The 24,719-nt window shown below is 34.5% G+C and carries 25 protein-coding genes; 15 read left to right on the top strand and 10 right to left on the bottom strand.

What is annotated here, in order from left to right:
- Positions 1-208: 208 nt before the first annotated feature.
- Positions 209-2,476, bottom strand: coding sequence for a M1 family metallopeptidase (locus OZP11_RS05330; protein WP_281234191.1), 2,268 nt, complete (start codon positions 2,474-2,476; stop codon positions 209-211).
- Between the two features lie 168 nt (positions 2,477-2,644).
- Positions 2,645-4,912, bottom strand: coding sequence for a M1 family metallopeptidase (locus tag OZP11_RS05335; RefSeq protein ID WP_281234192.1), 2,268 nt, complete (start codon positions 4,910-4,912; stop codon positions 2,645-2,647).
- A 188-nt stretch (positions 4,913-5,100) separates the two neighbouring features.
- Here OZP11_RS05335 and OZP11_RS05340 point away from each other — a divergent pair, with 188 nt between their 5' ends.
- The 3 genes from OZP11_RS05340 (at position 5,101) to OZP11_RS05350 (ending at position 7,186) form a co-directional block, all read left to right on the top strand.
- On the top strand, positions 5,101-5,952 hold the full coding sequence (locus OZP11_RS05340; protein ID WP_281234193.1) for an aldose 1-epimerase family protein: 852 nt from the start codon (positions 5,101-5,103) through the stop codon (positions 5,950-5,952).
- A 3-nt stretch (positions 5,953-5,955) separates the two neighbouring features.
- A complete protein-coding gene (locus OZP11_RS05345; protein WP_281234194.1) occupies positions 5,956-6,504 on the top strand; it encodes a GNAT family N-acetyltransferase in 549 nt (182 codons plus the stop codon).
- 124 nt (positions 6,505-6,628) lie between these two features.
- A complete protein-coding gene (locus OZP11_RS05350) occupies positions 6,629-7,186 on the top strand; it encodes a DUF3575 domain-containing protein (RefSeq protein ID WP_281234195.1) in 558 nt (185 codons plus the stop codon).
- Here OZP11_RS05350 and OZP11_RS05355 read toward each other — a convergent pair.
- Positions 7,183-7,416, bottom strand: a complete 234-nt coding sequence (locus OZP11_RS05355) for a VF530 family protein (protein ID WP_281234196.1) — start codon at positions 7,414-7,416, stop codon at positions 7,183-7,185. The genes OZP11_RS05350 and OZP11_RS05355 overlap by 4 nt on opposite strands.
- A gap of 638 nt (positions 7,417-8,054) precedes the next feature.
- Between OZP11_RS05355 and smpB the strand changes: the two genes are divergently transcribed.
- The 4 genes from smpB (at position 8,055) to OZP11_RS05375 (ending at position 11,064) form a co-directional block, all read left to right on the top strand.
- Complete coding sequence (gene smpB / locus OZP11_RS05360; RefSeq protein WP_207296677.1) at positions 8,055-8,510, top strand: SsrA-binding protein SmpB; 456 nt, start codon at positions 8,055-8,057, stop codon at positions 8,508-8,510.
- 69 nt (positions 8,511-8,579) lie between these two features.
- Positions 8,580-9,221 (top strand): hypothetical protein, encoded by a 642-nt coding sequence (locus tag OZP11_RS05365; RefSeq protein ID WP_281234197.1) that lies wholly within the window; start codon positions 8,580-8,582, stop codon positions 9,219-9,221.
- Positions 9,222-9,425: 204 nt separating this feature from the next.
- Positions 9,426-10,475 (top strand): Fic family protein, encoded by a 1,050-nt coding sequence (locus OZP11_RS05370; protein WP_281234198.1) that lies wholly within the window; start codon positions 9,426-9,428, stop codon positions 10,473-10,475.
- A gap of 184 nt (positions 10,476-10,659) precedes the next feature.
- The gene (locus tag OZP11_RS05375) at positions 10,660-11,064 is read left to right on the top strand and encodes a helix-turn-helix domain-containing protein (protein ID WP_281234199.1); all 405 of its coding nucleotides are present in this window, start codon (positions 10,660-10,662) and stop codon (positions 11,062-11,064) included.
- A 48-nt stretch (positions 11,065-11,112) separates the two neighbouring features.
- On the opposite strand, the gene OZP11_RS05380 is transcribed toward OZP11_RS05375, so the two are convergent.
- Positions 11,113-11,754 (bottom strand): protein-L-isoaspartate(D-aspartate) O-methyltransferase, encoded by a 642-nt coding sequence (locus OZP11_RS05380; protein WP_115886796.1) that lies wholly within the window; start codon positions 11,752-11,754, stop codon positions 11,113-11,115.
- Positions 11,755-12,132: 378 nt separating this feature from the next.
- Here OZP11_RS05380 and OZP11_RS05385 point away from each other — a divergent pair, with 378 nt between their 5' ends.
- The 8 genes from OZP11_RS05385 to OZP11_RS05420 all read left to right on the top strand — a co-directional run bounded on the left by OZP11_RS05385 (position 12,133) and on the right by OZP11_RS05420 (position 19,390).
- Complete coding sequence (locus tag OZP11_RS05385) at positions 12,133-13,098, top strand: Gfo/Idh/MocA family protein (RefSeq protein WP_281234200.1); 966 nt, start codon at positions 12,133-12,135, stop codon at positions 13,096-13,098.
- 87 nt (positions 13,099-13,185) lie between these two features.
- Positions 13,186-14,079 carry a 3-hydroxyacyl-CoA dehydrogenase family protein gene (locus OZP11_RS05390; protein WP_281234201.1) on the top strand — a complete coding sequence of 298 codons (894 nt, stop codon included), beginning with the start codon at positions 13,186-13,188 and terminating at the stop codon, positions 14,077-14,079.
- A 12-nt stretch (positions 14,080-14,091) separates the two neighbouring features.
- Positions 14,092-14,745: a YggS family pyridoxal phosphate-dependent enzyme gene (locus tag OZP11_RS05395; protein WP_281234202.1), complete on the top strand. Its 654-nt coding sequence runs from the start codon at positions 14,092-14,094 to the stop codon at positions 14,743-14,745.
- A gap of 184 nt (positions 14,746-14,929) precedes the next feature.
- On the top strand, positions 14,930-15,139 hold the full coding sequence (locus tag OZP11_RS05400; RefSeq protein WP_281234203.1) for a four helix bundle protein: 210 nt from the start codon (positions 14,930-14,932) through the stop codon (positions 15,137-15,139).
- A gap of 97 nt (positions 15,140-15,236) precedes the next feature.
- Complete coding sequence (locus OZP11_RS05405; protein WP_281234204.1) at positions 15,237-16,598, top strand: exonuclease domain-containing protein; 1,362 nt, start codon at positions 15,237-15,239, stop codon at positions 16,596-16,598.
- 30 nt (positions 16,599-16,628) lie between these two features.
- Entirely contained in the window at positions 16,629-17,480 is an 852-nt protein-coding gene (locus OZP11_RS05410) for an ion transporter (RefSeq protein WP_281234205.1), read from the top strand.
- A 155-nt stretch (positions 17,481-17,635) separates the two neighbouring features.
- Positions 17,636-18,556 (top strand): tRNA (adenosine(37)-N6)-dimethylallyltransferase MiaA, encoded by a 921-nt coding sequence (miaA, locus tag OZP11_RS05415; protein ID WP_281234206.1) that lies wholly within the window; start codon positions 17,636-17,638, stop codon positions 18,554-18,556.
- Between the two features lie 87 nt (positions 18,557-18,643).
- On the top strand, positions 18,644-19,390 hold the full coding sequence (locus OZP11_RS05420) for an acyl-[acyl-carrier-protein] thioesterase (protein ID WP_281234207.1): 747 nt from the start codon (positions 18,644-18,646) through the stop codon (positions 19,388-19,390).
- 132 nt (positions 19,391-19,522) lie between these two features.
- Here OZP11_RS05420 and OZP11_RS05425 read toward each other — a convergent pair whose 3' ends face one another.
- From OZP11_RS05425 to OZP11_RS05450, 6 genes are all read right to left on the bottom strand, one after another.
- A complete protein-coding gene (locus OZP11_RS05425; protein WP_281234208.1) occupies positions 19,523-20,056 on the bottom strand; it encodes a tetratricopeptide repeat protein in 534 nt (177 codons plus the stop codon).
- Positions 20,043-20,732 carry a peptide chain release factor H gene (prfH, locus tag OZP11_RS05430; protein ID WP_281234209.1) on the bottom strand — a complete coding sequence of 230 codons (690 nt, stop codon included), beginning with the start codon at positions 20,730-20,732 and terminating at the stop codon, positions 20,043-20,045. Before prfH ends, OZP11_RS05425 begins: the two co-directional genes overlap by 14 nt.
- Entirely contained in the window at positions 20,720-21,343 is a 624-nt protein-coding gene (locus OZP11_RS05435; protein WP_281234210.1) for a hypothetical protein, read from the bottom strand. Before OZP11_RS05435 ends, prfH begins: the two co-directional genes overlap by 13 nt.
- A gap of 2 nt (positions 21,344-21,345) precedes the next feature.
- Positions 21,346-22,737 carry an RtcB family protein gene (locus tag OZP11_RS05440; RefSeq protein ID WP_281234211.1) on the bottom strand — a complete coding sequence of 464 codons (1,392 nt, stop codon included), beginning with the start codon at positions 22,735-22,737 and terminating at the stop codon, positions 21,346-21,348.
- A 4-nt stretch (positions 22,738-22,741) separates the two neighbouring features.
- On the bottom strand, positions 22,742-23,488 hold the full coding sequence (locus tag OZP11_RS05445; protein WP_281234212.1) for a hypothetical protein: 747 nt from the start codon (positions 23,486-23,488) through the stop codon (positions 22,742-22,744).
- A gap of 514 nt (positions 23,489-24,002) precedes the next feature.
- A complete protein-coding gene (locus tag OZP11_RS05450) occupies positions 24,003-24,719 on the bottom strand; it encodes a response regulator transcription factor (RefSeq protein WP_008463080.1) in 717 nt (238 codons plus the stop codon).

The raw sequence follows: 24,719 nt of genomic DNA on the forward strand, positions 1-24,719 counted from the left end.
GGGAGAAGTAATCGGTGAGTTTGTCCGTGACAAAGAAGTTATATGTAAACTTATTTTATTCATCGGTGCAAAAGTACATTATTTTTTTATTTACAAAACAAAAAATTAAAATTCTAACATTTTTTTTACGTTTTGTGAATATATAAAAAGATAAAACCCGATAATTATCTCTAATTATATGGTTCTAAAAGTATTACACTTTTAAAGTTTACTTTTTTGTAAACGGAATCACTTGTCCATTTCCTGTAAGTATCAAATCGAAACCAGTTTTTGCTTCGTTAAATTTAAGTTTTAAACCAGCTCTATGCGATTCGAATGTGTCTTTTTCGTTTGCAACAGGCTCTAATGCAAATTTTGGATAGTTTGGAAGTTCTGCATTTAAAGTACTATTTTTCTCTGTCAATTCAATTGTCAAAGGAGATTTTGCAGTACTATAGTTTCCAATATAAGGATCTAAAATAAGATCTTTTTCTATCTTACCTTTTCCCGCTGTCCAGATATTATTTGAAGTATTATTGTCTGGGAAAGCGTGATCAGGATCTAAAGTAATACTTTCGATTTCCTCAGTCGAATTATGTTTGAAAGACCAAGAATTATTTCTTTGCCAAATTTCTACAGGCAAATTGACTCTCGTTACTTTTCCGCTTTTTGTTTTAACCTCTAAAACAATCGGCATCGGCATTTTATCAAAATTTTCAACTGTAATGATTACTCCTTTCGCAGGATCATTTTTTACATATTTAATTGAGTTGATTCCCTGATCAAGTCTCCAATTGTTTATATACCAGCTTCTCCAGAACCAGCTTAAATCTTCTCCTGCAGCATTTTCCATACTTCTGAAAAAATCATCGGGCTGCGGATGTTTGTAAGCCCAGCGCTCAATATACTTTCGAAAAGCAGCATCAAAACGTTCTTTTCCCAGTATTTGTTCTCTTAAAATTACTAAACCTGCACTTGGTTTTATATAGCATAATATTCCGAAATTAGCTTCTTTCATATTGTCAGGAGAACTCATTACAGGTTCTAAACCACTACTTGTGAATGTTTCTGCCATTTTATGTAAATCTAAAGGATCTTCTCTATACTCACCATTATTAAATGCAGCCGAACTCAACGAATTAATAAAAGTATTAAAACCTTCATCCATCCAGCCAAATAAACGCTCATTAGAACCTACGATCATCGGAAACCATGTGTGCCCGAATTCATGATCGATTACACCCCATAAACCTTTTCCTTTTGACTTATATTCACAGAAAACAATTCCCGGATATTCCATTCCGCCTTCGTTACCCGCTACATTTGTGGCTGCCGGATAAGGATATTCAAACCATTGTTTCGAATAATGTTCGATAGATGCTTTTACATATTCCGTAGAACGTCCGTAAGCATCGTTTCCGTTACTTTCAACCGGATATGCTGATAGCGCCAATGATTTTTTACCGCTTGGCAAGTTGATTTTTGCCCCGTCTAAGATAAATGCGGGCGATGAAGCCCATGAAAAATCGCGTGAATTTTTGATTTGATAATGCCATGTTTTTTCTCCTGTTGCAGTTGCAGCGGCGTCTGCATTAACTTCACCAGCCGAACGAATTACAACAGTTTTGTCACTTTGAGAAGCTTCTTTATAACGTTTAAATTGTTCTGCAGTCAGTACTTCAGAACCATTTAATAATTCTCCTGAACCTACTACATAATGATTTGCAGGCGCAGTTATTTTTACATCAAAATTTCCATATTCCAGATAAAACTCCGAAGGGCCTAAATATGGCGCAGTATTCCAACCTCTTACATCATCATATACACACATGCGCGGATACCATTGTGCAATTGTAAAAATTTTACCGTTTTTAGTTTCCAAAATTCCCATTCTGTTTGATCCGTAAAAAGGAGCTATAAATGAGAATTCGATTTTGATTTTTACAGATCCTCCCTTTGAAGCCAGTTCTTCCGGAAGGAAAACCTGCATTCTTGTGTCTGAAATTATATATTTTGCAGTAGTTTCATTTTTGTTTTTTCCTGAAATTATTTTTACAGATTTTATTTTATTTCCACCATCAAAAACCTGTCCCTGTGCACCATTATGGCTTCCTGATAAAGGTATTATCGCATTTCCTCTGGAATCATCTTTAAATAAATTCTGATCTAAGTTTAACCAAAGAAATGATAATTTATCAGGACTATTGTTTGTGTATGTAATTTCGTCTGTACCAATAAGTTCATTAGTTGTTTCGTTTAATTTCACTATCAACTGATAATCTGCTCTATTCTGCCAGTAATCAGCTCCGGGCCGGCCATTTGCAGAACGCGTTGAAGTTCCGTTTTTAGTATATAAATTAGGTGCAAATGCATTATGATAATTATAATTATTAATTGGTATTATTTCTTTTGTTGTCGTTGTTTGTTGCGCACAAACAGAAGAAATTCCAATAAGGAAAGCCATTATAAGTAATGGTTTAAAGTATTTTTTCTTCATATTTTTTTGCTCTTGGTCTAGCAAATTAATGAAAAAAAGTCAAATACAGATAATACTTATATTTTTGATATTAAGATTCAAATAACATTGACATAGTATTTATAAAAAATAAAACCCGACAGCTTATAATAACTATCGGGTTCTATATAAATATCTAAAATTTAAATTTTATTTCTTCGTAAACGGAATTACCTGACCGTTTCCTAAGACAATCATGTCAAAACCTGTTTTAGCTTCATTAAATTTAAACTTTAAACCGGCTCCTCTGGATTCGAATGTATCTTTTTCGTTTGGAACAGGTTTTACCGCAAACTTAGGAAAATCTGTTATTTCTACGTTTAAAGTGCTGTTTTTCTCTGTAAATTCAATTGTAAGAGGCGCTCTGTTTGTAGCGAAAGTTCCTAAATATCCATCCAGAATAATGTCTTTTTCTATTTTGCCTTTTGCAGCTGTCCAAATATTATTTGAAGTATTATTGTCCGGGAAAACATGATCAGGATCTAATGTAATACTTTCGATTTCTTCTGTCGAATTGTGCTTGAAAGACCAGTCATTGTTACGCTGCCAGATTTCTACCGGAAGGTTTACTCTTGTTACTTTTCCGCTTTTTGTTTTAACATCTAAAACAATTGGCATTGGCATTTTATCAAAATTTTCAACTGTAATAATTACTCCTTTTGCAGGATCATTTTTTACATATTTAATAGAATTGATACCTTGGTCAAAACGCCAATTGTTTACGTACCAGCTTCTCCAGAACCAGCTTAAATCCTCGCCTGCCACATTTTCCATCGTTCTGAAAAAGTCGTCCGGCTGAGGGTGTTTGTATGCCCAGCGCTCGATGTACGTTCTAAAAGCATGATCAAAACGCTCTTTTCCTAAAACCTGCTCTCTTAAAATTACCAAACCGGCACTTGGTTTAAAGTAACATAACATTCCAATATTAGCTTCCTTCATATTATCAGGAGAACTCATAATCGTTTCAAGATCAGGTCTTGTAAATGGTTCAGCCTGTTCGTGTAAATCGGTTGCAGGTTCTTTGTACTCACCATTATTAAAAGCTGCTGTACTTAATGAATTGATAAAAGTATTGAATCCTTCATCCATCCATCCAAATAATCTTTCGTTTGAACCTACAATCATTGGGAACCAGATATGTCCAAATTCGTGATCTGTAACACCCCATAAATCTGCTCCTTTAGATTTCCATCCGCAGAAAACAATTCCAGGATATTCCATTCCGCCTTCGTTTCCTGCTACGTTTGTAGCTGCAGGATAAGGATATTCGAACCATTGTTTAGAATAGTGCTCAATTGATGCTTTTACATATTCGGTAGAACGCCCGTAAGCGCCCTGACCATCGCTTTCAACCGGATAAGCAGATAATGCAAGTGATTTTTTGCCGCTTGGAAGGTTAATTCTTGCACCGTCTAAGATAAAAGCAGGAGATGATGCCCAAGAAAAATCACGTGCATTTTTGATTTTATAATGCCATGTTTTTTCTGTTCCCGCATTTGCATTGGCTGTTGCTGCTACTTCTTGTGCAGAACGAATCATAACCGTTTTATCGCTGTTTAAAGCATCTTTATATTTTTTGAAATGATCTGCAGAGAACACTTCCTGACCGTTTACTAATTCTCCCGAAGCTACAACAAAATGATTTCCGGGAACGGTAAGTTTTACATCAAAATCTCCGTATTCTAAATAAAACTCAGAAGCACCTAAATAAGGAGCTGTGTTCCATCCTCTTACATCATCATACACACACATACGCGGGTACCATTGCGCTATTGTGAAGATTTTTCCGTTTTTAGTTTCTAAAACTCCCATTCTGTCTGACCCTTCAAACGGTGCAATGAATGAGAATTCGATTTTAATTTTTACAGAACCTCCTTTTGCTGCCAGTTCTTCCGGAAGGAAAACCTGCATTCTGGTATCTGTAACAATGTATTTTGCTTCAACTTCTGTTTTCTTTTTACCGATAATTACTTTTACCGATTTAATTTTGTTCCCGCCGTCAAAAACCTGACCCTGAGCTCCGTTACGGCTTCCTGTTAAAGGTACAACTGCATTTCCTCTTGAATCTTCTTTAAATAAATTCTGATCTAAATTCAGCCAAAGAAAACCTAGTTTATCCGGACTGTTATTTGTATAGGTAATTTCATCTGTACCAACAATTTCATTTGTTGTTCCGTTTAATTTTGCCGTAATCTGGTAATCAGCCCTGTTCTGCCAGTATTCTACCCCCGGCTGACCGCTTGCTGTACGGGTAGCAGTTCCGTTTTTTGTATAAAAATGCGGACCAAAGGCATCGTGATAATTGTAGTTGTTTACCGGATTCGCTGTTGGTGCTGACGGCGTTTGCTGCGCCCATACAGAGGAAATCCCAAAAAATAAAGCCGCGGTTAGTATGGCTTTTGCAGATTGCTTTTTCATATTTTTTAGCTGTTTATGTAGCAAATTAATGAAAAAAAAAGCTATTTAAAGAGAAATACCCAAGCTTAAATTTAATTTTAGCATAATTTTATCAATAAAATAAATTAAGCGTTTTTCTTAAAAAAATAAAAATTATTAAAATACCTTTACAGCAGCATTCAATACAAAATCTTTTTAATACTACTATTTTGAATACAACCATATCAAATTCAAGACTTAAAGCTTCCATAAAAAATGCGGGAGCCGAATTATTTTCATTATCAGACACTCAAAACAAAGAATATATCTGGGAAGGAAATCCTGATTTCTGGGGCAAACACTCCCCTGTTCTTTTTCCTATAGTGGGCACTTTAAAAAACAATACGTATACGGTTAACGGAAAAGAATATCAATTGCCGCGACACGGTTTTGCAAGAGATATGGAGTTTCAGCTTATTGAAAAATCAGGAAACAGTGCTGTTTTTTCTTTAGAATCAAACGAAGAAACTTTAAAAAAATATCCTTTCGAATTTGAATTACAGCTTATTTATACGCTCGAAAATACTTCCTTAAATATAGAATATATCGTAATTAATAAGGGAGATTCTAAAATGCCTTTTTCAATTGGCGCACATCCGGCAATAGCTTTACCGGGCAATTTTGAAAATTATGCTTTTAAATTTGAAAAATCAGAAGCTCTAAAATACAATCTGCTGGAAAATGATTTAATTTCCAACAAAACCCAATCATTACAAACTACAGAAGGTTTAGTTCCTTTAAATTATAAACTTTTTGAAAATGATGCTCTTGTTTTTAAAACATTAGAATCGAATTCGCTCACAATACTTCAAAACCAAAAACCATATGTTCAGGTAGATTTTGAAGATTTTCCGAGTTTAGGAATCTGGACAAAAGATCAGGCTCCATTTGTTTGTATCGAACCCTGGTTTGGCTATTCGGACACTGCCGAAAACTCCGGAGATTTATTTCAAAAAGAAGGAATATTAATTTTAGAAGCAGAACAAAGCTTTCATTCTCAATTTAGTATCAAAATAGTATAAACCATGCTGGAATTTAACTTTCATCCTTTTCCGGTAATCGAAACTGACCGATTACTTTTAAGAAGAATTACCAATGATGATGTAAATGAAGTTTTCGAATTACGTTCGAATCCTGAAACCATGAAATATATTCCGAGACCATTAGCCAAAAGCACTCAAGATGCATTGGATCATATTGAAATGATCGAAGAAAAAATAAACGTAAACGCAGGCATCAATTGGGCAATTACCTTAAAAGGCAACCCTAAACTTCTGGGTATTATTGGTTTTTACAGAATGCAACCCGAAAATTACCGAGCCGAAATTGGCTATATGTTACTGCCGGATTTTCACGGGAAAGGAATTGTTCCCGAATCTGTAGAAACCTTAATAAAATATGGTTTCGAAAGCATGAAATTACATTCGATTGAAGCTATCATTGCTCCTGAAAATTATGCTTCGGAAAAAGTGCTTCAAAAATGCGGCTTCGTAAAAGAGGCTCATTTTAAAGAATCTGAATTTTGGGAAGGAAAGTTTCTAGACAAAGTAGTGTACTCATTATTAAACCGTTAGTTTTAATCGTTTTTGATGCAGCATTTTTTTATTACTAAAAATCTGCTTTCAGGCAATAGTAACCGCTTGTAATGCGTTATATTTGTGTCCGAAAACAAAAAATTACCTCAGATTACCAAATACCATGAGAAAAATATCCGCCTTAATTGTTCTTTTTTTATCGATTCAATTACACAGCCAGACTTTTATCAAGTTTAACGGCGTTACAGCCTTAGTTGCAATTCCAAATATTGGAATCGAGACCAGTATAGGCGAAAAAACTACTTTTAGTGCCGATGTAATGGCATCTTTCTGGGAAAGCTTTAACGGAAATAATCCGATGAAATTCATTACCGTAACTCCTGAAATCCGTTACCATTTTAAAGAAAAATACAATGGTTTTTATGCAGGAGGACATATTGGTGCCGATAAATACGAACTGCAAAAGTGGAACTATTGGGATACCAATAAATACGAAGATGGTTTTGGCTACAGAATTGGTGCAACAATAGGATACAATCTAAAAGTAAGTGATAAATTTTTACTTGATTTTTATGTTGGCGGAGGCTGGCACCAAGGCTTTTATAAAGGTTATTACAACGACGGAACTCCCGGAAGATATGAACCAACGCGTAACTGGAATAAAAGCGGCGAATGGCTTCCGTATCGAGGCGGTGTAATGCTTTCGTATAAGTTAAACTAATCAGGATTAGATAACCTGGGCAGCGTTTTAATATATAAGTCTTCTACTTTTTTCCTTGCCCAGTCTGTTTTTCTTAAAAAAGTAAGACTTGATTTTACACTTGGGTTTGAATTAAAACATTTTACCGGTATTAATTCGCCCAAAGTATCAAAACCGTAATAATCAACGAGAGTTTCAACGATTTTTTGAAGCGTAATTCCGTGAAGCGGATCTTTTGATTTACTTTCCATTTTATCTTTTTTATATAAACTAAAAGGCCGTGCTTAAAAAAGCACGGCCTTTTTTGCAAAATTAACGAATTGACCTAAAACAATCCACTAAATTTAGAATATGAACTTAAATCTAAAAGAAAGCGCCGTTATCAAGTGTTACTTCTTCTCGGGGCTGTGTTGTAAAACGGTTCTATATTTGCAACGTGCGCTAATCCAAAATTTGTAACTGTAGTTTTTTCTCCATTTTCAGCCCCTAAGGTTGTAGAAGTAAGTTTCGCTAAATCACACGAAAATTCAACCGGGAAGTTTTTTGAACTATAAATTCAAATCACCTGACACAGATAAACCAAACAGCAAACAGGTTTATTTTTTACTCGCTTTCTTTTTCTCTTCTGGTAATGCTGGCCGGTCAAAATTGCTTTTTATTCTATAAACTGCAATAAACCGGTTACATTCCAATATTTTCTCTTAAGACATAAATACAATTAAATCAATTAATTACAACAGTCTTATATTTATTTCTGTTTCTTTATAATTACATGACAAAATTATGTGTAAGCTTTTATGCTAAGAATGATTAAAATCATAAAATAAAAAAAATCTTTAATTATATTTATGCACATTTAAAGTTTTGCAATTTTACTTACTTTTGTACCATGTTAAAATCAGTCAATATACTTAATAAAAGAGCTCGGTTTGATTATGAAATAATCGATACTTATACTGCCGGAATTGTTTTGGCAGGAACCGAGATCAAATCTATACGATTAGGAAAAGCAAATATTACAGAAAGTTTCTGCGAGTTTAGCAACAATGAACTTTTTGCAATTAATACTTATATCGAAGAATATTCGTTTGGAAATCAGTTTAATCACAGCTCAAGAAGCGAAAGAAAACTTCTTTTAAATAAAAGAGAATTAAAAACTCTGGCGAGAAGCGTTCAGGCAAAGGGTCTTACTATTATTCCTTTAAAATTATTTACAAACGAAAAAGGTCTTGCAAAACTGCAGATTGGTCTTTGTAAAGGAAAGAAAAACTACGATAAACGTGAATCTTTGAAAGAACAGGACACAAAACGCGATCTTGACAGAATTAAAAAGGCTTACAACTAAAAACACAAACACTTAAAAAACAGTTGTTTATTTAAATTTTATAGTTATTTTTATTACAAAAATATAACTATGAAAAAGTTTTCGTTTTTATTACTCTCAATTGTAACTCTTTCAGGCTGCAGTAGCAATACATCGATCGTTAACAGCTGGAGAGATCCCGATACTACTGTTGCACAGGAACAATTCAAGAAGGTTTTGGTTATGGCTTTGGTAAAAGACGAAGCTTCACGACGAATTGCCGAAAACAGAATTGCAGCCAATCACCCTGTTTTCAGAACCTCATATCAATTTCTTAACGAAACCACCAAACAGCTTACCAAGGAGCAAAAACTAAAAATCCTTCAGGATGAAAATTTTGACGGTGTTGTTACCCTGCGCCTTGTAAGCAAAGAAAAAGAAACTACCTATGTTCCCGGAACGTATACCGGAATGTATTACGGAGGCTTCGACGGCATGTATACAGGTGTGTACGGATATGGTTTTGGAAACTGGTACGGAATGTATTCTCCCGACTTCTACGAACCGGGATATTATCAGGAAACAACATCGTATATGGTCGAAACCAATATATTTTCATTAAAAGAAAATAAACTAATCTGGACCGGAACGACAGAATCGCAAAACGTTACAGATTTAGGACAGACTGTCGATGCCATAATGCAGGCCGTAGTAAAAGAAATGAAAAAAGACGGTTCTCTGCCTCCAAAATAAACAAAACATCGATTTATCTAAACTTGCTGCTTTCTGTATTTAAACTGAATGAAAACGCCTTTTTTAGGCTTTACAATCCCTATAACTATCGGAATGTTCCTATGCGTTAAAACAACTTAAATAAGCTTAAAATATTAAAGAATAATTGTAAAATTTTGAACCCTATAAAAATTGACTAAGTTTGTCAAGACAAAATTTTTCATAATGAAAACACTTTTAAAAAACGCCAGAGAACTAAAAGGTTTAAAAACACGGGAACTGGCAAAACTTGCCGATATCGATCAGGCTTTGATAAGTAAATTTGAATCAGGAACAAGAAGACCAACCAAAGATCAGATTATAAAACTATCGCAGCTTTTAGAAATTGACTATGAAACGTTGATGGTTGCCTGGCTTAAAGAAAAGATTCTTTATGAAATTGGCGATGATGATTTTGCGCTGAAAGCCTTAAAAGTTGCCGAAGATGAAATAAAATACAACAAAACGGTTTCGAATCTTAAACTATCTACGTCTTTAGAAAAAATTCTAAAGGAAATAGATTCTTTAAAAGAAAAACTGGATTCGTGTCGTCAGTTTGATAGTTACAAAATTAAACAGGCGCTCGAATTAGAATATACTTTTGAAAGCAACAGAATCGAAGGAAATACTATGACCCTGCGCGAAACAGATTTGGTTATCAACGAGGGTTTAACGATTTCTGGAAAAAGTATGCGTGAACACCTCGAAGCCGTTAATCATCAGGAAGCTATTGGCTTTATAAAAGAATTGATGAACAAAAATAATTCGCTGAACGAACGCGATCTTTTATCGATTCATAATTTAATTCTTCGCGGTATAATCCCCGAAGATGCAGGCCGTTACAGAAAAGTTCAGGTCATGATGCAAGGAAGCAGCCACATGCCTCCGCAGCCTTTATTGGTACAACAGGAAATGGAAGACTATTTTGTTTGGTACGAAACCAACAAAAACAAACTTCACCCTGTTATTCTGGCTGCCGAAATGCATGAACGATTAGTAACCATTCATCCTTTTATAGATGGAAACGGAAGAACTTCTCGATTGGTTATGAATTTGATTTTGATGCAAAAAGGGTATCCAATAGCAAATATTAAAGGGGATTACGAAAATCGAATGCAATATTATCAATCTTTAGAAATAGCTCAAACTAAAAAAGACAAAGAAGATTTTTTCCTTTTTATTGCACAAATAGAAAAAGAAAGTTTAGAGAGATATATCAACATTCTTACACAATAAAAAAGGCTGTCTCAAAATTGAGTCGGCTTTTTTTCTGAAATTACAACTATTTATTTTCAATTTAATTTGTCTGAAAAATTGTATTTTTGTTTCTATTCAGAAAAATAAAAATGTATCATACAAAAACGTAATGGTATTTTACGGTACAAATATTTTTTCAGAAATTTTTAAATATCTTTGAATTATGAGCACACTTAGCAGACCAAACCATATAGGACGAAAAATAAGCCGTATTCGTGAACTTCGTGACATGAAACAAGAAGCTTTGGCACAGGCCTTAGGAATGAGCCAGCAGGCTATTTCGACCATTGAAAACAGTGAAAATATAGATGAAGAAAAACTTAAAGCAATTGCAGAAGCTTTAGGGATTTCTGTTGAAGGAATTAAGAATTTCTCTGAAGAAGCAGTTTTAAATATCATCGGAAATACTTATCAAGACAATGGTATTGTTAATGCAGGGGTAAATAACAGTTGTACTTTCAATCCACTTGATAAGGTTGTAGAACTTTATGAGCGCATGGTTCAGGCTGAAAAAGAAAAGGCTGAATATTGGGAGAAGTTATATAAAGAGAAAATCAATAAAATATAATAAAAAAAAGCAGAGGCTGTTCCTATTTTGAAACAGCCTCTGCTTTTTTTAATTTTTATCTTCTAATAAAGGAACAAATCGAAACTCTCCAAACTCATGTTTTTCGAACTGAGTTTCATTTTTCCTGATTAATAAAGTCATAATCTGAACATCTTCTCCAAGCGGAATAACCAGTCTTCCCCCTATTTTTAATTGAGCCATTAACGGCTGCGGAATAAAAGGTGCACCTGCTGTAACTATAATACTGTCAAAAGGAGCAAAATTTGGAAGTCCTTTATAACCGTCTCCAAAGGTTACGTGTTTTGGACGAATGTTTAATTTCGGGAATAAATTAGAAGTTGTTTTAAACAATTCATTCTGTCTTTCCACCGTATATACTTTAGCCCCAAGCATAAACAAAACCGCGGTCTGGTAGCCGGAACCGGTCCCGATTTCCAGAACTTTGTGATCTTTCTTAACTTCAAGCAATTGCGACTGAAAAGCAACCGTATAAGGCTGCGAAATAGTCTGTCCTGCCCCAATAGGAAATGCTTTGTCCTGATAAGCGAAATCTTCAAAACTTGAATTTAAAAAAAGGTGTCTTGGGATTTTTTTTATCGCATCCAAAACCGCTCTGTCAGTAATTCCTTTTTGTTCTAAAGTGGTTACTAATTGATTGCGAAGTCCCTGATGTTTGGCAGTATCTTTCAAAATAAGTTGGTTTTATTTTCGCAAAAATAAGAAACAAAACAGGATTTCAAATATTGATTTTTAAATAATAAAATGTAAAGTCGAAACAAAAGTCAAAAAGTTGAAAAGTGAAAAGTGAAAGGTGAAAAGTCGAAAGCTACAGCCCGCATTTCAAATTTCGCATTTCACATTTCGCAACTCACATTTCGCAACTCACATTTCGTAACTCACATTTCGTAACTCACAATTCACAACTCACAATTCACAACTCACAATTCACAACTCACAACTCACCATTCACAATTCACAATTCACATTTCACATTTCACAAGTCACAATTCATTAAATTCATTTTCACGGTAAACAAATAAATTATATTTTTGTTTAAAATACATTCTCATGTTAAAAGTAGGAGTTTTAGGTGCTGGTCATCTAGGTAAAATACATTTACGCTTATTACAACAATCTGACAAATACGAATTAGTTGGATTTTACGACGAAAATCAAGAAAATGCCGAACGAATCTCAAAAGAATTTGGCTATAAAAACTTCAGTACAATTGCAAAACTCATTCACGCTGTCGACGTGATTGACATTGTTACCCCAACCCTTTCGCATTACAAATGTGCCAAAGTCGCTATCAAATCAGGAAAACATATCTTTATTGAAAAACCAATTGCCAATACTGTAGAAGAAGCCGAAGAAATTATTGCTTTGGCCAAAGAACACAATGTAAAAGGGCAAGTGGGTCATGTTGAACGTTTTAACCCGGCATTCATCGCAACAAAAAACATGATCGAAAATCCGATGTTTATCGAAACGCATCGTTTGGCCGAATTTAATCCGCGTGGTACAGACGTTCCTGTGGTTTTAGATTTAATGATTCATGATATTGATGCTATTTTAAGTGTCGTAAAATCAAAGGTAAAAGATATTCACGCCAGCGGAGTATCTGTAATTAGTGATACTCCAGATATTGCTAATGCCCGAATCGAATTTGAAAACGGATGCGTTGCAAATTTAACAGCCAGCAGAATTTCATTAAAAAACATGCGTAAATCACGTTTCTTTCAAAAAGACGCTTACATTTCGGTTGACTTTTTAGAGAAAAAATGTGAAGTAGTCCGTATGAAAGACGCACCGGAAGTTCCCGGAGATTTTGATATGATTCTTCAAAATGCCGAAGGTGTAAAAAAACAAATCTATTTTACTAATCCGGATGTAGAGCAAAACAATGCTATTCTGGACGAATTAAATTCATTTGCAGACGCAATCAATACCAATACAACTCCTGTTGTAACACTTGAACAAGCAACTGATGCACTACGTGTAGCCTATCAAATTATTGAGTGTTTCAATAAATAAGTAAATTTCAAAAAAATAAATTAGCCACGAATTCACGAATTAATTAGTGAATTCGTGGCTAAATCATAAAAAAATATCTATAAAAATATGAAAACAATAGCCGTAATTGGAGCAGGAACAATGGGTAACGGAATTGCGCATACTTTTGCGCAAAGCGGATTTACTGTGAAATTAATAGACGTTTCTGAAAAATCTTTAGATAAAGGAATGGCAACTATCGCTGCCAATTTAGATCGTATGCTTTCTAAAGGAACCATTACTCAGGAAGATGTTGCCAAAACAATCACCAATATTATTACGTATACAGATTTAAAAGACGGTGTTGTAGGCGTTGATTTAGTAGTTGAAGCTGCAACTGAAAATGTAGAATTAAAGCTAAACATCTTCAAACAATTAAACGAATACTGCTCACACAATACCATTTTAGCAACCAACACATCTTCTATTTCAATTACACAAATCGGGGCTGTTGTGGCGCATCCGGAGCGCGTTATCGGGATGCACTTTATGAATCCGGTGCCAATTATGAAATTAGTTGAAATCATCCGCGGTTATAACACAAGCGATGAAGTAACTAAAATCATCATGAATTTATCTGAAAAATTAGGTAAAGTTCCTGTGGAAGTAAATGATTACCCGGGATTTGTAGCAAATCGAATTTTAATGCCCATGCTAAACGAGGCGATCGAAACGTTATACAATAAAGTTGCGGGAGTTTACGAAATCGACACGGTAATGAAATTAGGAATGGGACACCCAATGGGACCTCTTCAATTGGCTGATTTTATTGGTCTTGACGTTTGTCTTGCGATTTTAAATGTAATGTACGACGGATTCAAAAACCCGAAATACGCCCCTTGCCCCCTTTTAGTAAATATGGTTAGAGCCGGAAAATTAGGAGTTAAATCCGGAGAAGGCTTTTACGATTACAGCGAAAGCAAAAAAGCAGAGAAAATTTCGAAACAGTTTATTCTTTCATAAAAAAGAAATATCATGTCGATTCAATCGAATTTAAATACAATTAAAGCAACTTTACCTGAACATGTAACTCTAGTTGCCGTTTCTAAAACAAAACCTGTTTCAGACCTGATGCAGGCTTATGAAGCCGGACAGCGCATTTTTGGAGAAAACAAAATTCAGGAAATGACTGAAAAATGGGAACAAATGCCAAAAGATATTCAATGGCATATGATTGGTCATGTTCAGTCCAATAAAGTCAAATTTATGGCGCCTTACGTGACTTTAATTCACGGTGTTGACAGTTTGAAATTATTGCAGGAAATAAATAAACAAGCTTTAAAAAATAACCGAGTTATAGATTGCCTTCTGCAGGTATATATTGCCGAAGAAGAAAGTAAATTTGGTCTTGACGAAAATGAGCTGAACGAACTTTTAACTTCTGTGGAGTTTAAAAACTTGAAAAATATTCGTATCTTAGGTTTAATGGGAATGGCCACTTTTACAGAAAACCAAAACCAGATAAAAAAAGAGTTTACTCATTTAAAATCGATTTTTGATTCGATCCAAAAACAACAGATTGTTGATTTAAAAACAATTTCAATGGGAATGTCCGGTGATTACCAGCTTGCCATTACTTGCGGAAGTACAATGGTCCGCATAGGAAGCAGCATTTTTGGCGGACGTTAATTTGCAAAAAATCAATATCAATTGCAAAAATCAAAAATCAATAATTTTGAATGGAAAAAATATTCAATTTTGAAGACAGATTAGTTCGGTTCGCTGGAGAATGTATTTTTTTCTCAAGACAATTAGAAAAAATATTTGAAAACGAATATTATAAAAATTAATAAGATCATCTGGAAGTGCATCTTTGAACTTTGGAGAAGCACAAGGAACAATAACAGATAAAGATTTTATTTTCAAAGTTTCCTTAGTTGTAAAAGAACTAAAAGAATCCATAAACTCATTAAAAATTTTAGACTATATTAAAGAGGGTGATAACGATAAAAGAAGTAAACTTTTAATTGAAGTAGAACAGCTTATCGCAATTTCATCAAAAATGATACTAAACAAAAAATAATTTTTCAATGACAATGCCAATCACAATAACAATTTTCAAAATTGATATTGATTTTTGATATTGTAATTGCCATTGATTTTTGACATTGAAATTGAATATGTACGCGATACTTGACATAGAAACCACCGGGGGACAATTTAATGAAGAAGGAATTACCGAAATCGCCATCTACAAATTTGACGGGCATGAAGTAGTTGACCAGTTCATAAGCCTTGTTAATCCCGAAATTCCGATTCAGCCTTTTGTAGTAAAACTGACCGGAATTAACAATGCCATGCTGCGTTCGGCACCAAAGTTTTACGAAATTGCCAAACGCATTATCGAAATAACTTCAGACTGCGTAATTGTCGCACATAACGCCTCTTTTGATTACAGAATCCTCCGCACCGAATTTAGACGTCTGGGTTACGATTTTGAAGCAAAATCGCTTTGTACCGTTGAATTGGCCAAAAAACTGATTCCGGAACAGCCCTCTTACAGTTTAGGGAAACTCGTTCGCGCACTCGGAATCCCAATGGCAGACCGACACCGCGCCAGCGGCGATGCCATGGCAACAACAAAATTGTTTAAAATGCTTCTTGAAAAAGATGTCGAAAAAACAATTGTAAAAGATTTTATAAAGCTGGAAGTCGAAAAAGGAATTGCACCAAAACTTCTGGACATTTTAAGCCAGATGCCGGCAAAAACAGGCGTTTATTATATTTATAACGAAAAAGGCACTTTGATATATATTGGTAAAAGCCAGAATATCAAAAAAAGAGTCAATCAGCATTTTACCGGAATTACAACCAAAAGCAAAAGAATTCAGACAGAAGTTTTCACCATAACATACGATGAAACCGGAAGCGAATTAATTGCACTTTTAAAAGAAAGCCAGGAAGTTAAGGTTAACCGCCCGCGATACAACCGCTCTCAGAAAAAATCTTTTTTCCCATTTGCACTCTATTCAGAAAAAGATGCCAACGGCTACATCAATCTGAAACTGGAAAAAGCAGACGGACGCAAAAAAGAAATCACCTCTTTTGTTTCATTACAGGAAGGCAAGAATGCGCTTTTTAAATTTACGGCAAAATATAAACTCTGCCAGAAACTAACGGGTTTATACCAAACCAAAAAAGATTGTTTTCAGTATAAAATAAAAGAATGCGACGGTGCCTGCATTGGCGAAGTTACACCCGAAATTTACAATTTAAGAGTAAAGCAGTTTATTTCTGAAAACAGTTTCGAAAATAAAAGCATGATTTTAATCGACAGAGGCCGAAACGTAAACGAGCGAAGCGCCATCCTGATCGAAGACGGAGCTTATAAAGGATATGCTTATTACGATTTAAATTATCAAATTAACAATATTGATATCCTAAAAAATATTCTGATTCCAATGCAGCACAATCGTGATGTAAAAAACATCATTCAGAATTATATACGTAAAAGCAAATCGCTGAAAATACTTCATTTTTAACAAAAAAACTTTCTGATATCTTTAAGAGATATGAAAAAGAAAAAATCACATTTCGAAATCTTTAGGGAAAAAGTCAAAATCATTCTGTATGGTACAAACACCATTTTAGGAAGAATGTTCGATTTGGTACTTCTGGGCTTAATACTATTAAGCGTCCTGTTAATTATGCTCGATACCGTTCAGGGAATCAGTTCAAAATATCATTATCAGCTGCTGGTCTGCGAATGGATTATCACTATATTTTTTACAATAGAATATATCCTGAGAATTATTTCAATTCAAAAACCGGTCAAATATATTTTCAGTTTTTACGGGATCATCGATTTACTGGCTGTACTGCCAATGTATTTGTCTATATTTTTTCCGGGAGCGAGTATTTTGTCAATCGTAAGAGCGTTACGTTTTCTTCGATTATTTAAAATTTTGCACATTCCGCAGATTTCTCATCAATCCGTCCAATTAAAAGAAGCCATTGATGCCAGTAAAGAAAAAATTCTGGTATTTATTTACTTCGTTTTAATCAGCACAATCATAATTGGTTCGATCATGTATTTAGTCGAAGGAAAAGAATCCGGATTTACCAGTATACCAATGGCTATTTACTGGACAATTGTAACCTTAACCACAGTGGGTTACGGAGATATTTCGCCGCAAACCCCATTAGGGCAGTTTATTGCTGCACTGGTAATGATTTTAGGTTACGGAATCATAGCTGTTCCTACCGGAATCGTAACAGCCGAATTTGCCAAAAAAAGCTTAAGCAATACTGGCGGCAATAATACCGTTAACTCAAAAAGAACATGCAGAAAATGCCATTCGCAGGTACATTTTGACCATGCCAGATATTGCTACGAATGCGGAACAGAACTGCCAAATAATTAATTTAAGAAGCTGATCCGGCTGTACATTGCAACTCCTCCTTATCTTTGTTGTTTTTTTAAAGTCATAAAAGGAGCTTCTTAGGTCGCTCTTTTATGCCAAAAAAAACGAACAAATATAAGTCCGGGGTTTCCATTTCCATCCGGGCTAAAAAAAATATGAAATATCTAATAACCATTGTCGGTCCGACAGCCATAGGAAAAACTGCTTTGAGCATTGCTTTGGCACAGCATTTTAAATGCGAAATTGTTTCCTGCGACAGTCGTCAGTTTTTTAAAGAAATGACGATTGGAACAGCCGTTCCAAGTCAGGAAGAATTAAACTCGGCAAAACATCACTTCATTCAAAATAAATCGATTTTCGAGAATTATACCGTTGGTGATTACGAAAAAGAAGCACTTGAAAAACTGGAAGAATTATATCAAAATAATGACTTCGCTATTCTAATAGGAGGTTCCGGTTTGTATGTTGATGCTGTTTTAAAAGGTTTTGACGAATTTCCTGAAATTGATCCAAAAGTTCGTGTCGAAGTAAATTTAAACTACGAAAAGTATGGAATCGAATATCTTCAGGAACAATTGAAAACTCTGGATCCTGATTATTATCAAAAAATCACAGAAGAAAACCCGCAGACTTTGCAAAATCCACAGCGCATGATGCGTTTTACAGAAGTTTGTATTGGTGCGCAAAAACCGTATTCTTCGTTTTTAAACCAAAAGAAAAACAACCGGAATTTCATTCCTGTTTTAATTGGTTTAGATGCAAAAAGAGAAGTAATTTACAACCGAATCAACCAGCGTGTCGATATTATGATGAACATGGGATTGCTGGAAGAGGCAAAAACACTTTATCCTAACAAAGAGTTAAATGCATTACAAACCGTCGGTTATAGAGAATTATTTAGTTATTTTGACGGCGAATTTACTTTGGCGTTCGCAATTGAGGAAATCAAAAAAAATACACGAAGATTCTCTAAAAGACAATTAACGTGGTTCAAACGAAACGAAAACACCAAATGGTTTGATTATGCGTTAGACAGAAAACAAATCATAGATTATATCGAAGATCAAATAAAATAATCTTTCATCTTTATTCTTTCTTCTATATTCTTAGTTCTCTTCTCTAAAAAAATCTAAAATCAACAATCTAAAATCTAAATTTAGAAAATGCCAATATCTCCAAATTTCACATCAGTTTTAAGTAAAGACTGGGAAATCAATTTTACACAATGCACGCCAAACGGCTATTTAAAATACACCGATTTATGCAATCTTTTACAGCTTACCGCTGCAGCACATTCAGAAGTTGGCGGTATCAGCTTCACCGATATGCAGGAATTTGATCAGGCATGGGTTTTAAGCCGTATGCGCGTAGAAATTACCGCTTTACCAAAATGGCAGGATATTGTTACGGTAAAAACATGGATTAACAGTCTTGAGAATTCCCGTTCTGTACGTGCATTAGAAATGTATGTAAACGGAAAAAAAATCGTAGGAAGCGAAACGTATTGGGCTGTTTTTAACACAAAAGCACGCCGTCCGGAAGCTTTGGCCCTGCCTTATGAGCATTTCGAATTATTTCCTGAAAACAGAGCAACTATCGAAGGTTTCTCAAGAATAAACATCAATCCAGAAAAGGAGTCTGTTTTTGAAAAAACAGTTTATTTATCAGATTTAGACATTGTAAATCATGCCAATAATGTGAAGTATTTAGAATGGTGCCTTGATCATGTTGATGCCAAAAAAATTCTTAAACAACAAGTTAAAAGCTTTGAAATGAATTTCCTTAAAGAGCTTTCTTTAAACGATCAGATGGTTATTCATGAAAGCGATAATGAAGATCAATCGGCTACGACATTCAGTATTACAAAAGGAGATAAAAATTGTTTTGCTTTAGAGTTGCATTGGAAATAAAGTGCGATACGTTCCTGCAGGGTTTTCGAAACCTTGTAGGTTTTAATGTAGAATCAACTTTTTTAATGACTTACTAATGCGAAATACCTACAAGGTTTTGAAAACCTTGCAGGAAATTGCGCAACATAAAAATCATTTCGATTTCTTTTTAGAATCTTTTTTAGATTTCTTAGACTTCTTCTTTTTCAGCAATTCGATTTTATCTTTTATTCTTTTTTCTGCTTCACTAATTCCTGAGTCATAATCATGCTGAATAGAATATAATTTTGCCTGCTTAATTTCTTTCAAAGCTTCTTTAAATTTATGCTGCACTTCTAAAAGAACAGCTTTTTTGATATAAATACCAGACTTATTGATTCCTTTAATAGTCAAAGCAAAATCTATTAATTTTTGAGCTTCATCATAATCTTCGTTCAAAATCAAGGTATGTAAATAATGCGGATAAACTTCAAGAGCGTGAATATTAATCGATAAAGCTTCCTGAAAATAAGATTTAGCTTCTTCGTAATTCATTAACTGCTCTGCCTGAATTCTGCCGTACAAACACAAAATCATCGTGTTCTTTGGATCATAAGAAAAAGCATAATCTAAAGATTCTATTGTTCCTTCAAGCCAAAACGGATAATTATCCAATGCCTGAAAAAGGTATTTATCAATTGTTTTCATTTCGTAAATCGTTTTTTAGTTTCTGACGGGTTCCTTTGTAACTTTTCTCTACTTTATTCTTTTTAAAATCACTTCCGGTAAAAACTCTTATAGGGTTTCCTCGCTGTACATTCAGCTGATTTTCCCATTGTTTCCCCACGTGATTCTTAAGCTGTAGTAATTTCTCGTCTTCTAGTTTTTTAATTAATCTTTCTGTTGCCAGTTTTTTGTTCTGATGCTGCGAGCGGCTGTCCATTGTCACAACTGCAATTCCTGTCGGAATATGAGTGGCTCGAATCGCCGAACTCACTTTATTTACGTGTTGCCCACCTGCTCCCGAGCTTCGCATAGCCTGATACTGAATATCGTTTTCTGAAAATAAACTATTCTTCTGCTGTTCAATTTCAAAAATGCCAATAAACCAGTTTTTGCGTTTGTGCATTTTCCTAAACTGGCTCTGGCCAATCCATTGAATGGTACCTATCCAGGAATCAGCAAACTTATCTGCATTTTTTCCTTTCACGGCAATCGAGGCAGTTTCAACAGTTCCGTTTTCAGTTCCCGCTTCTCTGTGCAGTAAAACCGTTTCCAGTTGTTGCTCTTGTGCTTCTTCCAGTACTTTTTTAAGCACTTGGGCCACAACCCAAGTGCATTCTGCAGGTCCTCTCCCCGCTGTTATCTGAATTATCCTTTCCATTTCTTTAAAATTTTAAGCAGCTTTTCTCTGTTTTTTGCTGCTTTTACAAATTTTGGCAATCTCGCCACCAAACTTGAAGTGTAATTTGCTTTTGAATTGCGCTCTCTTAAACCGGCACCAATGTATCGCTCCAGATAATCAATATGATCCGGATTGTAAGCCCAAAAAATCTCATTGTCAAACTCTTTCTGAAACCAAAGCGGTAAGTTATACCACCATTCTCTCATTAATCCATCGTTTAATTTTGATTCTTCGGTAATTTCAGCAACCTTAGGTTTTCCTTCTTCCTGAAAATTGCAATGAGGGCATTTTGTTTTATAAAGCATAGGTTTCTTTTTGAAAGCCTGCGACTTAAATTCATAGGGTTCCCTGCAATTCATACAATATCTCTTTCCGTAAGCAACGTACTTTACAGTTGGCGGCTTAGGTTTGGTAAAACAATGTTTACATTCAAAAGACATTACTTTACATTTACCACATTTACAATCTTCTGCAGGCTTTTTCAAAATAGATGCCTTAGATTCACAATTTGGACATTTAACGAAAATCTCATCATTAAAACTTCCTAAAAACTTATTTTCATCCTGAAATCTTTCCATAATCTTTTCCATTTTTAGCGGTCCATTCTAACAATTTTCGGAGTGAAAGTCCCCAGAACTTCAACTAATTCCGTTTGATTCCCCATTACTTTTGTAATGTCTTTGTACGCCATTGGAGCTTCGTCGATATTACCGCCAATTAAAGTCACATCGTGTTTCTTCAATTCTTTTTTGATCTGGCTTTGCGTGAAACTGCTTTTACATTTGGCTCTCGAAAACAAACGTCCCGCACCATGCGATGCTGAGTTTAAACTTTCTGCATTGCCTTTTCCCTTCACAATAAATCCAGGTGCAGTCATTGAGCCCGGAATTATACCAAGCTGACCTTCACCTGCCGGTGTTGCTCCTTTTCTGTGTACAATACATTCCTGACCATTTACGATTTCTTTCCACGCAAAATTGTGGTGATTTTCAATAGTTACCACTACTCTTTTCCCTATGGCTTTGGCAATTCGTCTGTGAATATCATCGTGACACGCTTTTGCATATTCGCCCGCTAAATTCATTGCCAGCCAATATTCCTGACCATCGTGTGTATTTAAATCCAGCCAGGCCAGATGCTGCACATTTTTTGGCAGCGGACATTGTTTTGAAGCCAGATACGTGTAATGTTTCGCAATATTTGCGCCCAATCCGCGCGAACCGCTGTGTGACAGAACAGCAAAATATTCTCCTTTTTCCAGTTTCCATTCGTTTTCCGGATTATCGATTTTTGCGATTCCAAACTCTACAAAATGATTTCCTCCGCCTGAACTTCCCAATTGCTTGTAGGCTTTTGGTAAAAGATTCTTTAACAATGGAATATCCTGAAATTCGCTTTTATGAAAAACCTCATGATCAACTCTTGAAGATTGTACTTCGTTCATCCCGAACTTGGTATTATCTCTCAAAATCATCTCTAATTGATGTTCTCTTCCTTTGAAATGAGAAGCCGGCAAATCGAAAATTGAAAGACTCATTCGGCAGCCAATATCAACACCAACTCCGTATGGAATTACTGCATTGTCAGTAGCCAACACACCGCCAATTGGCAGTCCGTAACCGGAATGTGCGTCCGGCATTAAAGCTCCGGCTACTGAAATTGGCAGTTTCAATGAATCATACAATTGAAATTTTGCCTGCTGATCGATTTCATTCTCTCCAAAAATGGTAAAAGGCGCTCTTGTTGCTTTAAGCTGGTGCATTCTTACCTGAACAGGTTTAATTAACCCCTCAGCCACTTTACCCCAGGTTCCGTTTCCTTCGTATTTTTCAGGATTTAACAAAACATCTTTTGCTTCTGTTAGAATAGATTCTTTTTTTTCTCTTTTTCTATATCTGTTAATCTGCCCAAGGGCGATATTTATTGAATTGTTCTTTGGAAATCCTAACTTAATCAGGTCTTTTCCGGTTAATTTATTTCCCATGATTTTATATCATTTCATCTGCATATTGCTGATAAAGTTCATGCAGACTTTTATTTTTAATTGGGCTTATCTCTTTTGGATTTTCTTTTGCGTAATACCTCCATTTATAAGATCTGCCGTGTGTTAATCTGTTTATTTTATATCTCAGATGATTGTTTACAATGTAATTGTCAATAAGCTGAATCCGGCTTTCTAAATCTGAATCGACCATTTTGGTATGCGTTATCATATAAGGGCTTACGCGAAGCACGTATCGCCAGGGCTCGTTGAATACATAATGAATTTTGTATCTCTTAAAATTGCTGCACCAGCGTTCTCTTTTATAAAAATGCGCTTTTTCTTTTTCGGTCAATTCCAGTTTTGAACTTTTCCATTCCCACTCTGAAAATTCTTTTACAGTCTGGAGTTTTTCAACATAAACATTTCTTCTTTTTCTTTTTTTCTTTCTTTTAAAAGATTTTTCAGGAGAAAACTGCCATGTGTTTATTTTTTCCAATAATTCGCTGTAAAATGAAGCTTCATTCGATCTGGCAACATCATCTCTTAATTTAAAATTGCGCTGCCATCCTTTTTGATAAGGAATTTCCAAAGGAACTAATGGTAAGTCTCTTCGTTTTTTCCAAAGTTCAGTTTCAAGCTTTCTTAACTGAATTAATTGTTTTTCAAAATCTTCTTTTACTAATTGTTTCTTTCTTTTTTTACTTTTAAAACGAGTACATAAAGCATACTCATCTTCCGTATAATTTTCCATTAAAAAATTATCGTGCATTAAATTAACAGCCAAAAAGGCTTAAACTTTTATCCTGACGGATAATACTAAAAATCGATTTTCGGGAAAAATTTTGAAGAGTCTAGAATAAAAAAAAGCCCGAAACTTATTGTCTTCGGGCTTTTTTTATATATCTAAAAATATATTTCTAAGATTGAAATAAGCCACGAAGAACTGCTTCACCAAATCCGTTTGGTGTAAAGCTCTGAGATGTCAATGTAAGTACAAACATTTTTTCTTCGTTTTTAAAGGGTTATTATTTTTTTCGTTTGCAAATATTCATAATACTTTTTTGATTTTCCAAATTATTCTAAAGAAAATTCTTCAAAATAAAATTCCTAAACATTTTACAATCGGTTAAAAAAGACGTTAAATATTTAAAAATCAAAATATTAAATCACTAATAATTATAATAAAATTAAATCAAAATATTTTAATTTTATGCATAAAAAAAGCCCCGATTTCTCAGAGCTTTATATTTCTTTAAGGTGAATCGTTATTCAGAAACTTTGCTTTTTACCACTAATCTGAATCCTTCTCCGTGAATGTTTAAGATTTCAACATCTTCATCTGCTTTAAGATATTTTCTCAATTTAGCGATGTAAACATCCATACTTCTTGAAGTAAAGTAGTTGTCGTCTCTCCAGATTTTTGTTAAAGCTAACTCTCTCGGCATTAAATCATTTTCATGAAGAATAAGCATTTTAAGCAGTTCATTTTCTTTTGGAGACAATTTAATTGGCTCTTCATCCTGGAAAGTAAGGAATCTTAATTTTGAATTTAAGTGGAATTTACCAATGTTAAATTCAAATTGTACCTGCTCTGCTTTTGTATCAGCTGATTTTCTTTGAATGATGGCTTTAATCTTCATTAAAAGAACTTCTGAATCAAAAGGTTTATTTAAATAATCGTCAGCACCGGCTTTATATCCTTTTAGCACATCCTCTTTCATAGATTTTGCAGTTAAAAATATAATTGGCACTTCGCTGTTCTTTTCTCTAATTTCTTTGGCTAAAGTATAACCATCTTTATAAGGCATCATTACATCAAGAATACATAAATCATACACATCTTTCTTGAACTTCTCGAAACCTTCCATACCGTTTTTAGCTAAAGTAACTTCAAAGTCATTTAACATTAGATAATCTTTAAGAACCGCCCCAAAATTTAGGTCATCTTCTACTAAAAGTATTCTTTTGTTAGTATTTTCCAT

This window comes from Flavobacterium gelatinilyticum, assembly GCF_027111295.1.
Classification (GTDB): Bacteria; Bacteroidota; Bacteroidia; order Flavobacteriales; family Flavobacteriaceae; genus Flavobacterium; species Flavobacterium gelatinilyticum.